Annotated in this window: 12 protein-coding genes; 2 read left to right on the top strand and 10 right to left on the bottom strand. The window is 71.1% G+C overall.

Annotated elements, in window-relative coordinates; genetic code table 11:
* Positions 1–11: 11 nt before the first annotated feature.
* Positions 12–2,693, bottom strand: coding sequence for a LuxR C-terminal-related transcriptional regulator (locus Ato02nite_RS27460; RefSeq protein ID WP_213009520.1), 2,682 nt, complete (start codon positions 2,691–2,693; stop codon positions 12–14).
* 173 nt (positions 2,694–2,866) lie between these two features.
* Between Ato02nite_RS27460 and Ato02nite_RS27455 the strand changes: the two genes are divergently transcribed.
* Positions 2,867–3,727, top strand: a complete 861-nt coding sequence (locus Ato02nite_RS27455) for an alpha/beta hydrolase family protein (protein ID WP_213009519.1) — start codon at positions 2,867–2,869, stop codon at positions 3,725–3,727.
* 50 nt (positions 3,728–3,777) lie between these two features.
* On the opposite strand, the gene Ato02nite_RS27450 is transcribed toward Ato02nite_RS27455, so the two are convergent.
* The 9 genes from Ato02nite_RS27450 to Ato02nite_RS27410 all read right to left on the bottom strand — a co-directional run bounded on the left by Ato02nite_RS27450 (position 3,778) and on the right by Ato02nite_RS27410 (position 16,510).
* On the bottom strand, positions 3,778–7,845 hold the full coding sequence (locus tag Ato02nite_RS27450; protein ID WP_281419802.1) for an nSTAND1 domain-containing NTPase: 4,068 nt from the start codon (positions 7,843–7,845) through the stop codon (positions 3,778–3,780).
* 267 nt (positions 7,846–8,112) lie between these two features.
* On the bottom strand, positions 8,113–9,465 hold the full coding sequence (locus Ato02nite_RS27445; protein ID WP_213009517.1) for a hypothetical protein: 1,353 nt from the start codon (positions 9,463–9,465) through the stop codon (positions 8,113–8,115).
* Positions 9,466–9,533: 68 nt separating this feature from the next.
* Positions 9,534–10,688, bottom strand: a complete 1,155-nt coding sequence (gene chrA, locus Ato02nite_RS27440; protein WP_213009516.1) for a chromate efflux transporter — start codon at positions 10,686–10,688, stop codon at positions 9,534–9,536.
* Positions 10,685–11,077 (bottom strand): VOC family protein, encoded by a 393-nt coding sequence (locus Ato02nite_RS27435; RefSeq protein WP_213009515.1) that lies wholly within the window; start codon positions 11,075–11,077, stop codon positions 10,685–10,687. The genes chrA and Ato02nite_RS27435 overlap by 4 nt, the downstream gene beginning before the upstream one ends.
* Positions 11,074–11,814 (bottom strand): metalloregulator ArsR/SmtB family transcription factor, encoded by a 741-nt coding sequence (locus Ato02nite_RS27430; protein WP_213009514.1) that lies wholly within the window; start codon positions 11,812–11,814, stop codon positions 11,074–11,076. Before Ato02nite_RS27430 ends, Ato02nite_RS27435 begins: the two co-directional genes overlap by 4 nt.
* A 97-nt stretch (positions 11,815–11,911) precedes the next feature.
* Positions 11,912–12,934 carry a galactofuranose ABC transporter, permease protein YjfF gene (gene yjfF, locus Ato02nite_RS27425; RefSeq protein WP_213009513.1) on the bottom strand — a complete coding sequence of 341 codons (1,023 nt, stop codon included), beginning with the start codon at positions 12,932–12,934 and terminating at the stop codon, positions 11,912–11,914.
* Positions 12,931–13,953 carry an ABC transporter permease gene (locus Ato02nite_RS27420; protein WP_213009512.1) on the bottom strand — a complete coding sequence of 341 codons (1,023 nt, stop codon included), beginning with the start codon at positions 13,951–13,953 and terminating at the stop codon, positions 12,931–12,933. The genes yjfF and Ato02nite_RS27420 overlap by 4 nt, the downstream gene beginning before the upstream one ends.
* Entirely contained in the window at positions 13,950–15,476 is a 1,527-nt protein-coding gene (locus tag Ato02nite_RS27415) for a sugar ABC transporter ATP-binding protein (protein WP_213009511.1), read from the bottom strand. The genes Ato02nite_RS27420 and Ato02nite_RS27415 overlap by 4 nt, the downstream gene beginning before the upstream one ends.
* Before the next feature lie 68 nt (positions 15,477–15,544).
* Positions 15,545–16,510, bottom strand: a complete 966-nt coding sequence (locus tag Ato02nite_RS27410; RefSeq protein ID WP_213009603.1) for an ABC transporter substrate-binding protein — start codon at positions 16,508–16,510, stop codon at positions 15,545–15,547.
* 765 nt (positions 16,511–17,275) lie between these two features.
* Between Ato02nite_RS27410 and Ato02nite_RS52865 the strand changes: the two genes are divergently transcribed.
* Positions 17,276–17,371: LacI family DNA-binding transcriptional regulator (locus Ato02nite_RS52865; protein ID WP_307854011.1), on the top strand; the 96-nt coding region annotated here is incomplete at its 3' end.

Here is a 17,371-nt window from a genome sequence, read left to right as displayed (position 1 = left end):
CGCGAGCCTTCTTATCCCGCAGCCAGCAGCCGGGCCAGTTCGGTGCGGGAGCGGACGCCCAGGCGGGCGAACACGTTGCGCAGGTGGTGGTCGACCGTGCGCGGGCTCAGGTGCAGCTGCTGGGCCACCTCGCGGTTGGTCGCGCCGTCGGCCACCAGGCCCGCGATGCGTTCCTGCTGGGCGGTCAGCGGCGAGGTGGTCATCGCCGGCACGCGGTCACCGGCCGCCCGCAGCTCCCGGGTGGCCTGCACCGCCCACGGTGCCGCGTCCAGGCGATGGAACGTCTCGGCCGCCTGACGCAGGTGGTCGCGAGCCTCCAGATGGCGACGGCGGCGACGCAGGTGGCTGCCGTACAGCAACTCGGTGTGGGCCCGGGCGAAACCGTGATGATGCCGGCGCAGCGCCTCCCGGAAGTGGTCGTCGGCGGCGTCGCCGTCGGTGGTCCGCAGGGCCCGGCAGCGGGCGCGCAGGGCCAGCCAGGACGGTTCGCCGGTGCGCCCCGCCCAGGCGTCGAACGCGTCCACCGGCGGAGCCGCACTGCCGGCCGCCTCGACCAGATGCGGGATCACCGCCACCCGTAGGATCGCCGACCCGCGGCCGGCCGGGGCGGCGACGATCGCGGCCAGCCGGGTCGCGGCGTCGGCCGGGCGGCCCTCGACCAGGTCGAGCAGGGCGTACGCCCAGTCGGTGAGATCGCGGGCCTCGTCGTGCCGGGCGGTGGCGTCGGTGGCCCGCCGCTCGGTGGTGGGGCGGTCGCCGACCAGGGCGGCCAGCACGGCGAGCAGCGCGACGTGGGTGTCGGCGAGATCCAGGCGGGCGGCCCGCCGGGCCGCGGCCGCGCCGTCCAGGGCGGTGTCGGTCGCGGCCGCATAGTTTCCGGCGGCCAGTTGGGCGTACGCGGCGGCCTCCAACGCCGCCGGCACCAGCGCGTGCACCCCGGCCGCGCGGGCCAGCGCCGCCGCCCGGCCGGCGATCTCCGCACCCCGCCGGTCCTGACCGATCAGGACACCGGCCATCGCCGCCGGGATCAGCAGTTTCGGGTCGTCGACGCCGGCCGCCAGCTGCAGCACCGCGCGGAAGTGCGTGAACGCCGCGTCGTCCGCACCGGACATCAGGTCGGCGAGCCCGGCGATCTGCTGCACCGCCAGGTCATTTCCGCTCGCCGTCCCGGCCCGGGCCTCCGCCTCGCGGGCCAGCGCGGTGAACCGGCCCGGATCACCGGCCCGGCCGCACGCCTCGCCGGCCAGCAGCAACGCGTCGAGGGCTCCGGGAAAATCGGTGGGGAGCAGCTCGGCGGCCACGTCGAGAAGCATGTCCCGGGCCGAGAGCGGGGCACCCCGCAGGCTCAGCTCGGCGACCAGGCTCCGGGCGCGGGCCCGCACCCCCGCGGGCGCCACGGTCCGGGCGATCCGGCGCAGCAGCGGCACCGCGTCCTGCGGGCGGCCCGCCGCCCACGCCGACCGGGCCGCCCCGAGCAGCGGGACGGCGGGGTCGGCGGCGAGCTCAGCCGCGTACCGCAAGGCAAGCGCGGCCTCGGCCGGCGCCGCACCCGCCGCGGCCTCGACCAGGTCGCGGGCAAGGACGTCGTCGGGCGCCGCCGCGACCGCGGCGCGATGCAGCAGGGCCGGCAGGCGGCGGCCCCGGGCCGCCAGAATCCCGGCGAGCATCAGGTGGGCCTGCCGGCGGCGGCCGATCGGGGCGTCCTGATAGATGACCGTACGCAGCACCGGCGGCCGGAACCGCACCCCCGCCTCGAACACTTCGACGAGCCCGGCCCGCTCGGCCGGCTCGAGATCCCCCAGCCCGCCCACCGCCCGGCCGGTGGTCGGTGGGGGCGGCGCGCAGGCCAGGTCGGCGAGGCCGGCCTGGGGTGGCGCCGCGGCCAGGAGCAGCATGGCCCGGGTCGGTGCCGGCAGCGCCGCCACGGCGGCGCGGAGCCGGTGCCCGAGCGCGCTGTCCGGCGGCAGGCTCTCCGGCAGCGGCGCGAATCCGCGCCGCTGCTGCGCGGTCAGTCGTTCGCCGAGTTCCACCAGCGCTCCCGGATTTCCCGCGCCCAGCTCGACGAGTCCGATCGCGACCTCGTCGGCGACGTCCGGCGCCACCCGGCGGATCAGCGCGTGGGCGGCCCGCTCGTCGAGCGGCCCCACCGCCCGGGCCGGCAGCCCGGAGGCGACCTCCCGGCCGGCCGGCGAATCCACCGCGGTGGCGAGCAGCACCACCGGGATCCCGCCGAGCCGCCGGATCGCCAGCTTGATCAGCTGCCAGGACGGGAAGTCGAGCAGGTCGGCGTCGTCGACCAGGCAGAGAACCGGCCCGCGCCGCGCCACCACCGCCCTCAGCAGCGCCACCACCGACATGCCGATCTGCAGCCGGCAGTCGCCGGGATCGCGCCCCTCCATCACCCGCACGAAGCCGTCATGTCGCCCGCCGGGCAGATCCGCCAGCACCGGGTCGAGCAGCCGCTGCACCCCCGAATACGGCAGATCGACCTCATCGGACAGACCCGGCGCGGCGAGCACCGTCCACCCGGCCGCCTGCCCGGCCACCGCCCGCAGCAGCGAGCTGCGCCCCGCCCCCGGCGACCCGAGATAGACCAGCCCGCCGCCCTCGGCCGACAGCACCGACAACCCACTGTCCACCAGCTCGGAACGCCCGAACAGGACAGGTTCTTGCACCACCCGTGCATCAACCATGCCCGCAGTCTTACCAACCGGTAGACCCGGAGAGAAGGGACTTTTCGCCTGACGAATATTTCCCTGTTATTACGCACTCATTGCCAGCACTGGTGATTTCGCCGATGCGCTCCCCGACGACCGGCGCAAACACTGACCGCCATCAATCGCCGACACCTTCGGGAGCGTCCTCGATGAACCCCATTCGCCGCATCCTGGCCGCCGTGGTCGCCACCGCCCTCCTGGCGCTGGCCCCCACCGCGGTCGCCTACGCCGCCGACAACCCCTACGAGCGTGGCCCCGCACCCACCACCGCCGCCCTGGACGCCACCCGCGGCCCGTACGCGGTCTCGCAGACGAACGTCTCGTCGCTGGTGACCGGCTTCGGCGGTGGCGTCATCTACTACCCGACCAGCACCGCCGACGGCACGTTCGGCGCGATCGCCATCTCCCCCGGCTTCACCGCCACCTGGTCCAGCATCTCCTGGCTGGGCCCGCGGATCGCCTCGCACGGCTTCGTGGTGATCGGCATCGAGACCAACACCCTGCTCGACCAGCCGGCCCAGCGCGGCGACCAGCTCCTGGCGGCCCTGGACTACCTGACCACGCAGAGCTCGGTCCGCAGCCGGGTGGACTCGTCCCGCCTGGCCGTGGCCGGCCACTCGATGGGCGGCGGCGGCAGCCTGGAGGCCGCGAAGGACCGCCCGTCCCTGCAGGCGGCCGTCCCGCTGGCCCCGTGGAACAGCGACAAGTCCTGGTCGGACGACCGGGTCCCGACCCTGATCATCGGCGGCCAGTCCGACACGATCGCCCCCGTGGCCAGCCACTCCATCCCGTTCTACAACACCATCCCGTCGTCCTCCGAGAAGGCGTACCTGGAGCTGCGGGGAGCCAGCCACTTCTTCCCCCAGTCGGTCAACACGCTGACCGGCCGCCTGACGGTGGCCTGGCTGAAGCGCTTCGTCGACAACGACACCCGCTACGACCAGTTCCTCTGCCCCGGCCCCACCGGCATCGCCCTCTCCGACTACCGCAACACCTGCCCCCTGTCCTGACCCGCTCCGGTGTCGCCCGGCCGGACAGCCCCGGCCGGGCAACACTCCGTTCAGACAGCGGCGCAGGTCTGCCGGTACGGCAGACCGTCGATGTAGCGGTTCCACTCCTGTCGGTCGAGTCCTCGTCCGGTGATGCGGCAGGCGATGCGCCGGGGATCGGCGCGGAGTGCGTTCAGCTCGCCGAGATCCCACTGGCGCACACCGTTGACGCCCGCGGCCGCCACGACGTCGCCACCCGGACCGAACTGCACGGCGAAGACCGGCCCGCCGGCCGGCAGCGGGGCTCCCAGCATGGCGGGACGGGTCCGGTCGGTCATGTCCCACAGCACGGTGGTGCCGTCGAAGCTGCCGCTGGCCAGGGTCCGGCCGTCCGGACTGAACTCCAGGCCGGTCACGTCGGCACGGTGGCCTTTCAGAGGTGGACCGATCCGGATCGGACGCCGGGGATCGCTCAGGTCGTACCGGATGATGCTCTGATCCCGGCTGCCGGTCACCATCGTCCGGCCGTCGGGGCTGAACGCCACCGACGTCAGCCCGTCGGTGTGATCCCGCAGCGGCGAGCCGAGGATCCGTGGGTTGTTCCGGTCGGCGATGTCCCAGAGAACCAGCGCGCCGTCGACGCCGGCGCTGGCCAGCAGTCGTCCGTCCGGGCTGAACCGCACCGCATAGACGGCGTTGGTGTGCGGTGAGGCCGGCCGGGCGAGCAGGCGGGGACGTGCCTTGTCGGTGACGTCCCACAACGTCACCCCGTGGTCCTCGTCCCCGGTGGCCAGGATTCTGCCGTCCGGACCGAAGGCGATCGTGTAGGGCGAGCCGGTGGAGCCGGACGGAGCCGAGCCGAGCCGGACCGGGTTCCGGCGGTCGGTGACGTCCCACAGTCGCACGTCGCCGGCGTCGGTCAGCGCGGCGAGCGTGTGCCCGTCCGGGCTGAAGATCGCGGGGGCGGCCAGGCCGGTCAGCGCGTTGCCGATGGGCGCCGGACGAGCCGGTTGGGTGACATCCCAGAGCGTCACCTCGGGGGCGATGCCGTCGTCGCCGAGCGTCGCGGTGGCCAGGACGCGCCCGTCCGGGCGGTAGCCGACCGAGAACGGCGGTTGCCCGCGGGCGATCTTGGTGGTGCTGAGGATCCCGGGGCGTACCCGGTCGTGGATCTCCCACAGCGCGACGGAGCTGTCCGCGCTGCCGGTGGCGAGAATCCGGCCGTTCGGGGCGAACGCCATCGCGGACAGCAGGTTGCGGTGTCCGGCCAGCGGAGCGCCGATGAGGGCGGGGTGGGCCGGATCGGCGATGTTCCACAACGCCGTCGTCCAATCGCCGCGCCCGATCGCGAGGGTGCGCCCGTCCGGGCTCAGCGCCAGCTGGACAACTCCCTTGTCGATCACCGGCACGCCGGCCCGGGACGGATGCCGCGGACGACTCAGGTCCCAGACGATCGCTCGCGTCGGCGCTTCCGGCTCGTCGCCGCCGTTCGCGGTGACCAGCGTCCGCCCGTCGGCGCTGAGGGAGAACGGCGCGGACGCACCGGGCAACATCGCCGGCAGCCGAACCGGCTCGGCGGGATTCGCGATATCCCACCGGCTGACCTCCTGGTCCTCACCGACGATCAGGGTCCGGCCGTCCGGGGTGAAGGTCAGACCCCGGAGCAGGCCACGGAACGCGGTTGTCCCCCGGCCGAGAGCAACGGGACGGGACAGGTCGGCGATGTCCCAGAGCTTCAGTCGGCGGTTGAGGGTGCCGGTGGCGAGCGTGCGGCCGTCGGGGCTGAACGCCACGCTGACGAAGTCCCCTTCCGGGGAAACCCGCAGCGACGGGGGCGGAGTGGAATGGGACTGATCGGTCAGGTCCCACAGCCGGACGTATCCGTCGGTGGTGCCCACGGCGAGCGTGAGCCCGTCCCGGCTGAAAGCCACCGAGGACACCTCCGCAGCCTGGTCGAGCCGCGCGGTGCGGAGGGGACTCGCATTCCCGGTGATGTCCCAGAGCAGGACCGTCCGGTCCGCGCTCGCGGTGGCCATGGTGCGGCCGTCCGAGCTGAACGACACCGCGGTCACCTCGTCGCGGTGGCCGTCGGCCGTCCCGGCGAATCGGGTCGAGGTCAGGATCCGGGCGAGACCGGCCCGGGTCTCCGGGTCGGCGCTGATCTCGTAGGCGGCCGTTCCCAGTAGGAGCGCCGTCCGCGGATCCGGCGTGACCAGGGTGCCGGCCTGGGCCAGCAGGGAACGGGCGGTCGCGATCTCCTGCTGATGCCGCGCGAGCTGCTGCCGGTTCTGCGCTGTCCGCAGCGACGCGTACGCGGTTCCGGTCGCCGCCAGCGAGACGATCAGCGCGGCGGACAGCACGATGACGCCCCGGGCGCGGCGCCGACGGTCCCGGCGGACGCTGGTCAGCAGGAAGTCACGGGAGTGCGGGCTGAGATCGACCGCCGTGCCGGTGAGCGAGAGCCCACGCCGGCGGCGAACGACAGCGCCGGTGTCGGCGAGGGCGGCCGCGAGTTGCCCGCGCTCCCACAGACGGTCGGGCGACCGTCCCGCCGCATCCCAGTCGGCGGCGACGACCTCGACGACCCGCTGCGCCCGCAGGGCCGTCGCGGCGCCGGCGATCGCGGCGGCGAGCGGCGGCCAGGCCGACAGGACCGCCTCGTGTGTCACGCCGACCACCACCGCGTCTCCCTCGGTGTCCGTGGTGACCAGCCGGCGGCTTACGAACGGCTCCAGTTCGGCGACGACCTCGGCGGGCAGCTGCTCACGGTGAACCCGCCGGCGCGTCGGCTGCCCCTGCTCGTCGACCGTGACGAGCCGGAGCAGCCCGGCGATCACCTCGTCCCGGGTCCGCCCGGCGGCGGCCTGGGCCTCGATCAGAGCGGCCTCGGCCTCACGCACCAGCGATCCCCGGACACCGCCGAGGTTGTCGTAGCGGGCGGCCGACAGACTGCCCCCTCGGCTCACCCCGACCGATAACTCCGCGAGGGTGAAGGCGAGAAGCGGCAGCGCGTCGCCGCCGGCGGTGTCCGTCACCAGCCGGGTCACGAGCTCCTCGTCCACCTCGATACCGGCCAGTTCTGCGGGCTTGGTCACGACGGCCGCCAGAGCGTCCCGGCGCAGCGGCCGCAGCGGAACTATCCGCGGCGGAAGGTCGGCCAGGTCCGCGCTCTCCAGTATCGGGGCCAGGAACTCCGGCCGCGCCGTGGCCACGACCCGCACCGGGCCTTCGGCGGCCACCCTCAGCAGCTCGGCGAGATGCTTGCGGGCGGCCGGCGGCGTACGCGTGAGCACCTCCTCGAACTGGTCGAACACCAGCAGCAGCTGCGGCACCGGGGAACCCGGCACGGCCGCCAGCAACTTGCCGGCGAGCTCGGCCAGTCCGTCCGGGTCGAGCAGGCAGTCCCGGATCATCGACAGTGTCCAGTCGAGCCCCCGGCGTCGTGCCTCGGCGGCCAGCTCCCGGGCCAGCGCTCCGACCGGGTCGGTGCCCGGCAGGACGGCCCGCGGGGTCACCCAGCCCGGCTCCCGGGCCATCGCCGGGATCACCCCGGCCCGGACGAACGAGGACTTTCCGCAGCCGGAGGGACCCACGACCAGCAGGATTCCGGCGGTCGTCCGCTCGGCCGGCGATCGCAGTTCACGGCACAACCGGCCGATCTCCGCGTGCCGGCCGAAGAACACCCGCTGCCGATCGGCGTCGAAGGGCCGCAGTCCGGGATAAGGACTGCGTTCGTCGGGCCAGCCCTGGCCACCGGCCGCGTCGATCCGGCTCAGTGCCGACAGCAGCGGCTCGACAGCGCCGCAATCGGCGTACTGATAGACGTGCGGCGCGAGCAGCGGATGCACCACATCGCTCTCGGCCAGCACGGGAAGCACCCGGATGCCCCGGGACTGGGCGACGCCGATTTCGGCGTTGCACCATGCCGAGTCGATACAGGCCGCGGTGACGACGCAGACCATCGCGTCCGCCCAGCGGAGGCGTTCGTACAACCGGTCCTGCCATTGCTCGCCGACCAGAATTCCGTCCTGGAGGTCCCGGTCGAAGAACAATTCGTGCCCCGCGGTCCGGAGCCGGGCATGCAGATCGGCGGCCACTCGCAGATCTTTTGAGGCATAGCTGAGAAAGACGCGCGCCACGATTCCCTCGTCCCATCACGGACGGTCAACTGCAGGACGCACCGGACCGTACACAGCGGCCGCACGCACGTCGACCAGCCGTTCGACCCCCGAAGATCGACGATCTACGTTTTGTTGCTCGCGGTCACCAACGGAATCCGCACCGCTTTCCGGAAGCCCGGGAGATCAATTGTTTTCCGCAGCTCAGTGCGGGACAGCAGGGTTTTCACTACCTATTGACAACAGTTCGGTCAATGGAGATCGTGACGACGCCGGCCGTCGCGGAACTCAGGTGCGGCGCAGGCGGCGCGTCGCGGCCGCGGCGACCGTGGTGGCGAGGATCAGACCGGCGACGATCAGGGTGTACGCCAGCCAGACCGTCGCGCCGCGGGGGTGGTACGCCGACTGCTGCCCGAAGTCGCCGACCGGCAGGATCAGGTCCAGCGTGTAGACCGGCGCGACGAAGTGCGGAGCCTTGCCGGGATCGGCGGCCCGCGGCTCGTACCACAGGAACACGATCGTCCCGACGGTGAAGAGCGCGGCGAGCCATGCGGCGGCACGGACCGGGCGGTAGCCGTAGCCGACGGTCGCATCCTGCAGGCGGCCCCACCACCGGCCGGGCCGGGAAAGCGCGTCGCGGCGATGCCGTTCGCCGGCCAGCAGCACGCTCCGCGCGTCCTCGTCACGGCCGGCGGCGCGGTACACCTGAGCCAGCTGTGCGTACGGCTGCGGCCGGAAGCCGCGCGGGTCCAGCCGCAGCCACCGCAGGCGGGCGTCGCGCTCGTCGACGTCCGCCAGCGCCTCGTAGCTCAGGCCGTCGATGCGTAGCGCCGGCGGCCAGGTCGGCGGGGTGTCGCGCAACAGCCCGAGCTTGGCGTGGCGCAGGTCGAACAGCCCACCCGGTGGCTGCGCCGGCAGCAGGATCAGCTCTCTGGCACTGAGGTGCCGGCCACTGAAGGCGACGCTGGTGGACCACTCGCCGTCGTCGAGCCCGCCGCGGGCGATGCCAGGCATGCGCAGGCTGCTCGCGGCCGCGTCGCCGCAACCGTCGAGCACCGCCCCTTCCAGGGTGAGGATGCCGTTGATCTCCGCCCGGTCGAGGCGCAGCGCGCCCCGGCAGGTGAACCCGTAGTCGGCTATCAAGTCGCGGCGTACGCGCAGCGAAGGGCCGTCGAAGGCGATGCCCGGGCCGGCCAGGTGGGTGCCTCGCATGACCAGCGAGCCACCGATCGTCGCGCCGGCGAAGCTGACCAGCCCGGTGCTGGTGGAGCCACGCACTGCGACGGTGCCGTCGATCGTGGCATCCGAGAGGTAGAGCTCGGCGAACTCGCAATCGTCAAGGGTCAGCCGCCGCAGGTGCGAGCCGTAGAAGCTGATCGGCCCGTCGACCGTGCAACGTTTCAGGGTTACCGGCACGTCGACCTCGGTGAACTCCACCTCGAACGCGCCTTGGACCCGGGCCCCGGAGAGCCGAAGCTCCGCCCGGTCGCCGGGCTGAGCCGTGACGCCGCCGAGCAGCATGAAACGCAGCGCCTCGCCGCGCACCGCAGGGTCCGTCCAGCCGACCACATCCGCTTCGGATCCGGTCGCGCACATGGCGGCGACCGCACGTTCGGTGTCGGTGAGGTCAGTCCATTCCATCACGGCATTATGCTCGACGACCGATTACCTTTTGTCTCCGTGACCTGCGCCGTCACGATGAAGATCGCTCACTGCGGCAGCGGTCCGCCGGCCAGGACGATGACGACACCGGCACCGGCCGCGATGAGCAGGGTGAGGACGGGGCCCCGGCGCAGGCCGAGGGTGAGTGCGGCGGCTCCGGCCAGGACGGCGTACTGCCAGGGCCGGTCGAGTGCCGCGGCGAGCGGAACGGCGGAGCCGAGGATGGCGCCGATCGCCGCGGGCGCGGCACCGTCCAGGAACGCACGCACGCGGCGGTCGGCGCGGAGCCGGTCGAAGCGGTGGGCGCCGAACAGGATGAACGCGAACGAGGGGCTGAACGCGACGGCGGAGGCGAGCACCCCGCCGCCGAGCCCGGCCGCGGCGTAGCCCACGACGGCCACGGTCTGGACGACCGGGCCGGGCGTGATCTGGCCGAGGGCGACGGCGTTGAGGAACTGCGGCGCGGTCATCCAGTGGTGATGGTCGACGGCGTCGGCCTGCATGAGCGGGATGATGACGAACCCGCCGCCGTAGGACAGCGCGCCGACCTTGAGCGCCGTCCACGCGATCGAGCCCAGGACCCCGGCCCCGAACCCCGCGGCGGCCAGGACCGCTGCCGGCCGGCGCGGGTGCGGGCCGGCCGGCACCCGCTGGGCGATCATCTCGGCGAAGCCGCACCCGACCAGCAGCAGTACGAGCCACGGGCCGGCGACGGCCGCGGCGACCGCCCCGAGCAGCAGGTAGCCGGCCCAGCGGGCGCGGTTGCTGTGTTCCGGGGCGCGTTTCCAGCCGGCCGGCATCAGACCGGCTCCGGCCTGAACGGCGACCGCCGCGACCGCGGCACCCGCGCCGGCACCGGCGGCCCTGACCCAGACCGGCGGGTCGCCCTCGAGGAACAGCGCCGCCAGGGCCAGGATGACGATCAGGCCGGGAACGATGAACGCGGCCCCGCCGACCAGCGCTCCGGCCCGGCCCCGGACCCGCCAGGCACAGAAGATCGCCAGTTGGGTGGAGGCGGGGCCGGGGAGAAGATTGCAGGCCGCGATGGCGTCCTCGAACTCCTGGGCGTCGAGCCAGCGGCGGTCCCGGACGCACAGCTTGCGCAGCAGGGCGATGTGCGCGGGCGGCCCGCCGAAGCCGAGGCACCCGATCCGGCCCCACTCGCGCAGAACCACCGTCAGGCTGGGGGCGGTGTCCGTCAACGGCCGGCCGGCTGGAACAGCTCCACCGGATTGCCGGCCGGGTCGTCCAGGACGATCTGCCGCCCGCCGGGCCCGGAGACGACGTCGCTGCGGAACTCGACACCGGCGGCGTGCAGGCGGGCGACCTCGGCGTCGATGTCGTCGACGAGCAGGTGGATGCGGTTCCAGCCACCGGGCTCCGGCCGGCGGCCGTCCGGCATCGCCCGCCCCGCCGAACTGGTCGGGCCGGACAGCAGGAGTCGCAGGTGACCGCGCTGCACATCGGCGAACGCGGGCAGGAAGACCCGGCCGGGCGTGAATCCGAGGTGGCTGGTGTAGAAGTCGATGGCGGCCCGGACGTCGTCCACGAGATAGCGGACGTCCACCGTGCCGTCGGTGGGGCTGGTCATGACGTCTCCTTGTTCACTCGGGCCGCGAGCGTGTGCAGCAGGTGGCCGATCCGCTCGGTGAGCTCGTCGGCGAGGCGCTCGAACGCCGGCCGGCCGGCCGGGTCCTCGGACGGGTCGGGAAGACTCCAGTGCACCGGCCGCGAGTGCCCCGGAAACCGCGGGCATATTTCCTTGACCCGGTCGCACAGGGTGATCACGTGGTCGAACCGGTCATCGGCGAACTCGTCCAGATGTTTGGATCGCGCTCCGCCGAGATCGATGCCCCGCGCGGCCATCACGGCCACCGCGTGCGGGTGGATCGGCTTGGGCCGGCTGCCGGCGCTGAACGTCTCGACGGCGCCCGCGGTGCGCTGCCGCAGCAGGAACTCGGCCATCTGCGACCGCGCGCTGTTGCCGGTGCACAGGAACAGCACCCGTCCGGTGACCGCGTCGCCGATCGTCGGCGGCCCGAGGCGCAACGCCGGGTGCAGGGAGTTCCCGGTGCCGGACAGAAGGTCGGCGCAGCGGGCCAGATCGAGTGAGTAGTAGGTGTCGCGACCGTCGGCGCTGCTGCGCCGCACGGACACCACCTCGGCCTTGCGCAGCTTGCCCAGGTGGTAGGACACCAGATTCTGCGGCTGGCCGAGCAGCGTCGTCAGTTCGTGCACCGCGAGGTCACCGCGGGCCAGCTCGCGCAGCAGCCGCCACCGCACCGGGTGGCCGGCCGCGGCCAGGAACGCCGGGGGCTCCGCACTCATCACCGCAGGTTACATCAAACCAATTTGATGCAATAGCCGGCCGCGGGCGAACTCCGTGCCTCCGCTGCCGCGGCCGGCCATCACGAACCACATCGCATCATCTGGCTCTTCGGGTCACCACCCGCTGCAGGACGATGAAGCCGAACAACAGCAGGCCGACGATGATGCGGGTCCAGGCGGCGTTCAGGTCACCCTGGAACGTGATGATCGTCTGGATCAGGCCGTAGACCATGACGCCCAGCAGAGAACCGAAGACGTAGCCCGAGCCACCGGTCAGCAGCACGCCGCCGATGACGCAGGCGGCGATCGCGTCCAACTCCAGGCCCTGGCCCTGCAGTGCCCAGCCGGAGGTGGAGTTGATGCTGAACAGCACGCCGCCGAGCGCCGCGCAGAAGCCGCTGAGCGTGTAGACCGCGATCTTCGTACGGCCGACCGGCAGGCCCATCAGCAGCGCCGAGTCGGCGTTGCCGCCGATCGCGTAGACGTTGCGGCCGAACCGGGTCCAGGCCAGCACCGCGGCCGCGATCAGCACCACGACCACCGCGGTGACCGACGTGATCTTGGTGACGACGCCGTCGGCGAGCACGATGCGGTACTCGGACAGCGCCTTCCAGAGCTTGTCCCGGATCGGGATCGAGCTCTGGTTGATGAACAGGGCGATGCCCCGGGCCAGGAACAGCCCGGCCAGGGTGGCGATGAACGGCTCCACCTTGAAGTAGTGGATCACCGCGCCCATGCCCATGCCGAGCAGCGAGCCGAGCAGCAGCACCGTCGGCAGCACGACCAGCGGCGGCCAGCCGGCCTGCAACAGGGTGGCGGTGAGCGTCGTGGTCATCGAGATGACGGCGCCGACGGACAGGTCGATGCCGCCGGTGATGATCACGAAGGTCATGCCGACCGCGACCACGATCAGCACCGCGTTGTCGCGGAACAGGTTGACCACGACGCTGGGCTGGCCGAAGTTCTCGTAGTTCGCCACGCCGGTGAAGTACATGATCAGCAGCAGCGTGAGCGTCGCCAGGATCGGGATGTACTTGGTGTGGGGCAGGTAGACCCGGCGGCGCGGATTGGTCGGCGACGGGCTCTTGTTGGTAGCCGGCGTCGCGTCGATCGTGGTCACGCGGGCACCTCCGCAGGAACGGCGGGACGCGACGGCCTGAAGCGCCCGAAAACCTTCTGCCGGAACGTAGCGGACTGGGACAGGCACAGTGCCACCACGATCACGGCCTTGAACAGCAGCGTGGCCTTGCTCGGCACGCCGACGGCCACCACGGTGACCTGCAGGGCCTGGATGAGGATCGCGCCGATGACCGTGCCGGCGATGGAGAACCGGCCGCCGATCAGGGCGGTTCCGCCGATCACCACGGCCAGGATGGCGTCGAGCTCGATCAGGTTGCCGGCCGAGATGCTGTCCGCGCTCTTGATGTTCGCGCTGTAGATCAGGCCGGCCAGACCGGCGAGGCCGCCGGAGACCACGTACACCATGATGGTGATCCGCCGGGACCGGATGCCGGCCAGCCGGCTGGCGGTCGGGCTTCCGCCGACCGATTCCAGCAGCAGGCCGAGCGCGGTCCGGCGGGTGAGCAGCACGGTCAGCACCACGGCGGCGATCGCGATCAGGAAGGCCACCGGCACCGCGAGGAAATGGCCGGTCGCGATCGTCGCGTACGGGCTGGACTGCACGTTGATGATCTGACCGTCGGTGACCAGCTGGGCCACGCCACGGCCGGCCACCATGAGGATCAGCGTGGCGATGATGGGCTGGATCCCGACCACCGCGACCAGGGTGCCGTTCCACAGTCCGAGGACCAGCGAGGCACCGATCGCGATCGCCATGATCAGCAGCACCGACCCGACGCTGTTCTGGTTGCTGAGGTCCTTGATCAGCAGGCAGGCCACCGCACCGGAGATCGCCATCACCGCACCGACCGACAGGTCGATGCCGCCGGTGGCGATCACCAGCGTCATGCCGAGCGCTACCAGCAGCAGCGGCGCGCTGCCGCGCAGGATGTCCGGCAGCACGCCGAACAGGTGCCCGTCCCGGACGGTGATGAACTGGTTGGCGGTGAAAATGTTGACGACCAGCAGGGCCACCAGGATGACGCTGGGCCAGAAAAGCCGGTGTTTGACGATGGTCATGAGGTTGCTCCGCTGGCGATGGTCTGCATGATGCGGTCGGCGTCGACGCCTTCGGTGTTCTCCAGCTCCTCGACGAGCCGCCGGTCGCGGAGCACCTCGATCTTGTGGCTGAGCCGGAGGACCTCCTCGAGCTCGGCGCTGACGAACAGCACGGCCATCCCGCCGTCGGACAGCTCGGCGACCAGCTTCTGGATCTCCGCCTTGGCGCCGACGTCGATGCCGCGGGTCGGTTCGTCGATGATCAGCAGTCGCGGCTCGGTGATCAGCCAGCGGGCGAGCAGCACCTTCTGCTGGTTGCCGCCGGAAAGGTTGCGCACCTCGCGTTCCGGGTCGGCCGGCCGGATCTGCAGGGCCTTGATGTACTTGTCGACGAGCTCGTCCTGCCGGCGGCGCGGGATCGGCCTGGTCCAGCCGCGCGAGGCCTGCAGCGCGAGGATGATGTTCTCGCGCACGGTGAGGTCGCCGAGGATGCCCTCGGTGCGGCGGTTCTCCGAGGAGAACGCGATGCCACGCTTCATCGCGGCCTGCGGGCCGCGCAAAGTCACGTCCTTGCCGTCGATCTGGAGGCTGCCGCTGTCGGCGCGGTCCGCGCCGAAGAGCAACCGCGCCAATTCCGTACGCCCGGAGCCCAGTAGCCCGGCCAGTCCCACCACCTCGCCCTCGTGGATGGTGAGGTCGAACGGTGCGATGGCGCCGGTGCGGCCGAGCCCGGTGGCGGAGAGGATAGGTGCCGCGTCGCCGGTCTTGGCCCGGATGCGCTGCGACCTGTCCTCGAGGTCCTCCAGGACGGCGAGCTCCTTGCCGATCATCTTCTCGACCAGCTGGACCTGGGGCAGGTCGGCGGTCTTGTACTCGCCGATCAGCTGGCCGTTGCGCAGCACCGTCAGCCGGTCGGAGATCTCGTAGACCTGATCGAGGAAGTGCGAGACGAACAGGATCGCCACACCGTCGTCCTTGAGCCGCCGCATGATGGTGAACAGCTGGGCCACCTCGGAGGCGTCCAGGCTGGAGGTCGGCTCGTCGAGGATCAGCACGCGGGCCGAGACGTCCACGGCCCGGGCGATCGCGACCATCTGCTGGATCGCGAGAGAGTAGGTGTCGAGGGTCGCCGACACGTCGATGTTCAGGTCGAGCCGGGCGAGCAGCGCCGCGGCGCGCTTGCGCATCAGTCCCCACTGGATGCGGCCGAACTTCCGCGGCTCACGGCCGATGAAGATGTTCTCCGCCACCGTCAGGTTGGTGCACAGGTTGACCTCTTGATAGACGGTGCTGACCCCGGCCTTCTGGGACTGCAGCGGGCCGGTGAAGTCGACCTGCTCGCCGCCCAGCGTGATGCCGCCGCCGTCGATCTCGTACACGCCGGTCAGCACCTTGATGAGGGTGGACTTCCCGGCGCCGTTCTCGCCCATCAGGGCGTGGATCTCACCCGGGAAGAGCCGGAAATCGACGCCGTCGAGCGCGACGACGCCGGGGAAGACTTTGCGGATACCGGTCATCTCGAGAACCGGGGAGGGCTCGCCCATTCGTGCTCCGTTTCACGCCCCGCGGGCCGGCCCCGGGGTGAGCCCGGGGCCGGCCGTACGAACAAAGATCAGTACTGACGGTTGGGGAGCTCGGTCTTGGCCTGCTCCTGGGTGAAGGTCGTCTCCTTGGTGAGGATCCGCTTCTCCGGGGTGCCGCCGTCCTTGACCTGCTTGACGATGTCCATCAGCTGTGGGCCGAGCAGCGGGCTGCACTCCACGATGTAGTTGATCTTGCCCTCGGACAGCGCGGTCATGCCGTCCTTGACGGCGTCGACCGTGATGATCTTGATGTCGGTGCCGGGCTTCTTGCCGGCCGCCTCGATCGCCTCGATGGCGCCGAGACCCATGTCGTCGTTGTGCGCGTACAGCACGTCGATCTTCGGCGTCGACTGCAGGAAGGTCTCCATGACAGTCTTGCCCTGTGCCCGCGTGAAGTCACCGGTCTGGGACTTCACGACCTTCAGGTTCGGGTCCGACGCGATGGTGTCCGCGAAGCCCTTCTGACGGTCGATGGCCGGCGCCGCACCCGTGGTGCCCTGCAGCTCGACGATGTTGACCGTGCCGGTCTTGCCCTTGTACTGGTCGACCAGCCACTGGCCGGCCTTCTTGCCCTCCTCGACGAAGTCCGAGCCGAGGAACGACACGTACAGCGAGGTGTCCTGCGAGTCGACGGAGCGGTCGGTCAGGATCACCGGGATGTTGGCGTCCTTGGCCTCCTTGAGCACCGCGTCCCAGCCGGAGGTGACCACCGGGGAGAACGCGATGACGTCGACCTTCTGAGTGATGAAGGACCGGATCGCGGAGATCTGGTTCTCCTGCTTGCCCTGAGCGTCGGCGAACTTCAGCTCGATGCCGGCCGCCTTGGCCGAGTCCTGGATGGACTTGGTATTGGCAGTACGCCAGCCGCTTTCCGCGCCGACCTGGGAGAAGCCGAGGACGATCTTGTCATCGGAGCCGGAGCCGGAACCACTTGACGAGTCGTCACCGCCGCCACAGCCGGCCAGAGCCGAACCGAGCAGCACGGCACCGACCATCGCAACAGACAGTCTCTTGAGCACTACTTCCTCCTTCAAGCGGACCTGGAGCCCATGCGCAGGGTTGTGAACGTTAACAGGGAGAGGTTCCCGCGCATGCGTCAGTTTCAAAAGGGGAACAGCCGGTGGTGGAGACCGGTCTCCATCACCGTGACCAACCCGGGGCTTGAAGACGCCTCCGGTTACTGCGTTTCGCGAGTGTTACCGTTCTCAACAGGCGAGTCAAGAGGTGATCGCTCTTTGTTACCGGAAGATTGCATCGATGGCTCCCAGCAGGAGATGGTCGGGCAAGACGCCTTCCAAATCGCCCGGCTGTGAGCGCCAACAGCCCGGACCTGGTGATTCACACCGGCCATGATGGACCAACCGGCCGTCCGAGCCGGTCGCACCACGCCCGGTCAGAATTTTTCGGTGACCAGCGAGCGATGACCGACGATATCGGCACACTCCCGGCAACCTGCCCGTAACTCGGGATATTGACCTGCATCTAACTGTTGAGATCGTTAACAGAGACAACCGTCGAGTCCGCTCCAAGATCACGAGCCGGAAATGCCGCCGTTACAGCACCGACACCGCCGATCACCTCCCGAAACGCGGTTTTCGCAGGTCAGTGCGGGACCTGGTGAATGTCACGAACAGATAACGGCGACGTAGTCGGCCCTTGACAGCGCGTCGAAGGGCCAAGCATGTTTGCGTTCACATTTCGCCCGCCAAAAGGGGACAGCCGATGAAGGCCCGTCTACGCCGTGACCGACGAGATGGACCATGAGCGCGGCCATGCAGCCGCACCGCGGGCCGGTCATGTCCGACGTCGCGGCCCGCGCCGGCGTCTCGCACCAGACCGTGTCCCGGGTGCTCAAC

Origin of the sequence: Paractinoplanes toevensis (genome assembly GCF_018332695.1) — a bacterium.
Classification (GTDB): Bacteria; Actinomycetota; Actinomycetes; order Mycobacteriales; family Micromonosporaceae; genus Actinoplanes; species Actinoplanes toevensis.
Note: the sequence above shows the minus strand (reverse complement) of the source record. Positions and strands in the feature narration are given on the sequence as shown.

Excerpts from the sequence above, each read along its gene's own strand:
- Ato02nite_RS27460 (WP_213009520.1), bottom strand. The coding sequence starts at position 2,693 with ATGGTTGATGCACGGGTGGTGCAAGAACCTGTCCTGTTCGGGCGTTCC.
- Ato02nite_RS27420 (WP_213009512.1), bottom strand. The coding sequence starts at position 13,953 with ATGACCATCGTCAAACACCGGCTTTTCTGGCCCAGCGTCATCCTGGTG.
- Ato02nite_RS27435 (WP_213009515.1), bottom strand. The coding sequence starts at position 11,077 with ATGACCAGCCCCACCGACGGCACGGTGGACGTCCGCTATCTCGTGGAC.
- Ato02nite_RS27445 (WP_213009517.1), bottom strand. The coding sequence starts at position 9,465 with ATGGAATGGACTGACCTCACCGACACCGAACGTGCGGTCGCCGCCATG.
- Ato02nite_RS27430 (WP_213009514.1), bottom strand. The coding sequence starts at position 11,814 with ATGAGTGCGGAGCCCCCGGCGTTCCTGGCCGCGGCCGGCCACCCGGTG.
- Ato02nite_RS27410 (WP_213009603.1), bottom strand. The coding sequence starts at position 16,510 with ATGGTCGGTGCCGTGCTGCTCGGTTCGGCTCTGGCCGGCTGTGGCGGC.
- Ato02nite_RS27415 (WP_213009511.1), bottom strand. The coding sequence starts at position 15,476 with ATGGGCGAGCCCTCCCCGGTTCTCGAGATGACCGGTATCCGCAAAGTC.
- Ato02nite_RS27455 (WP_213009519.1), top strand. The coding sequence starts at position 2,867 with ATGAACCCCATTCGCCGCATCCTGGCCGCCGTGGTCGCCACCGCCCTC.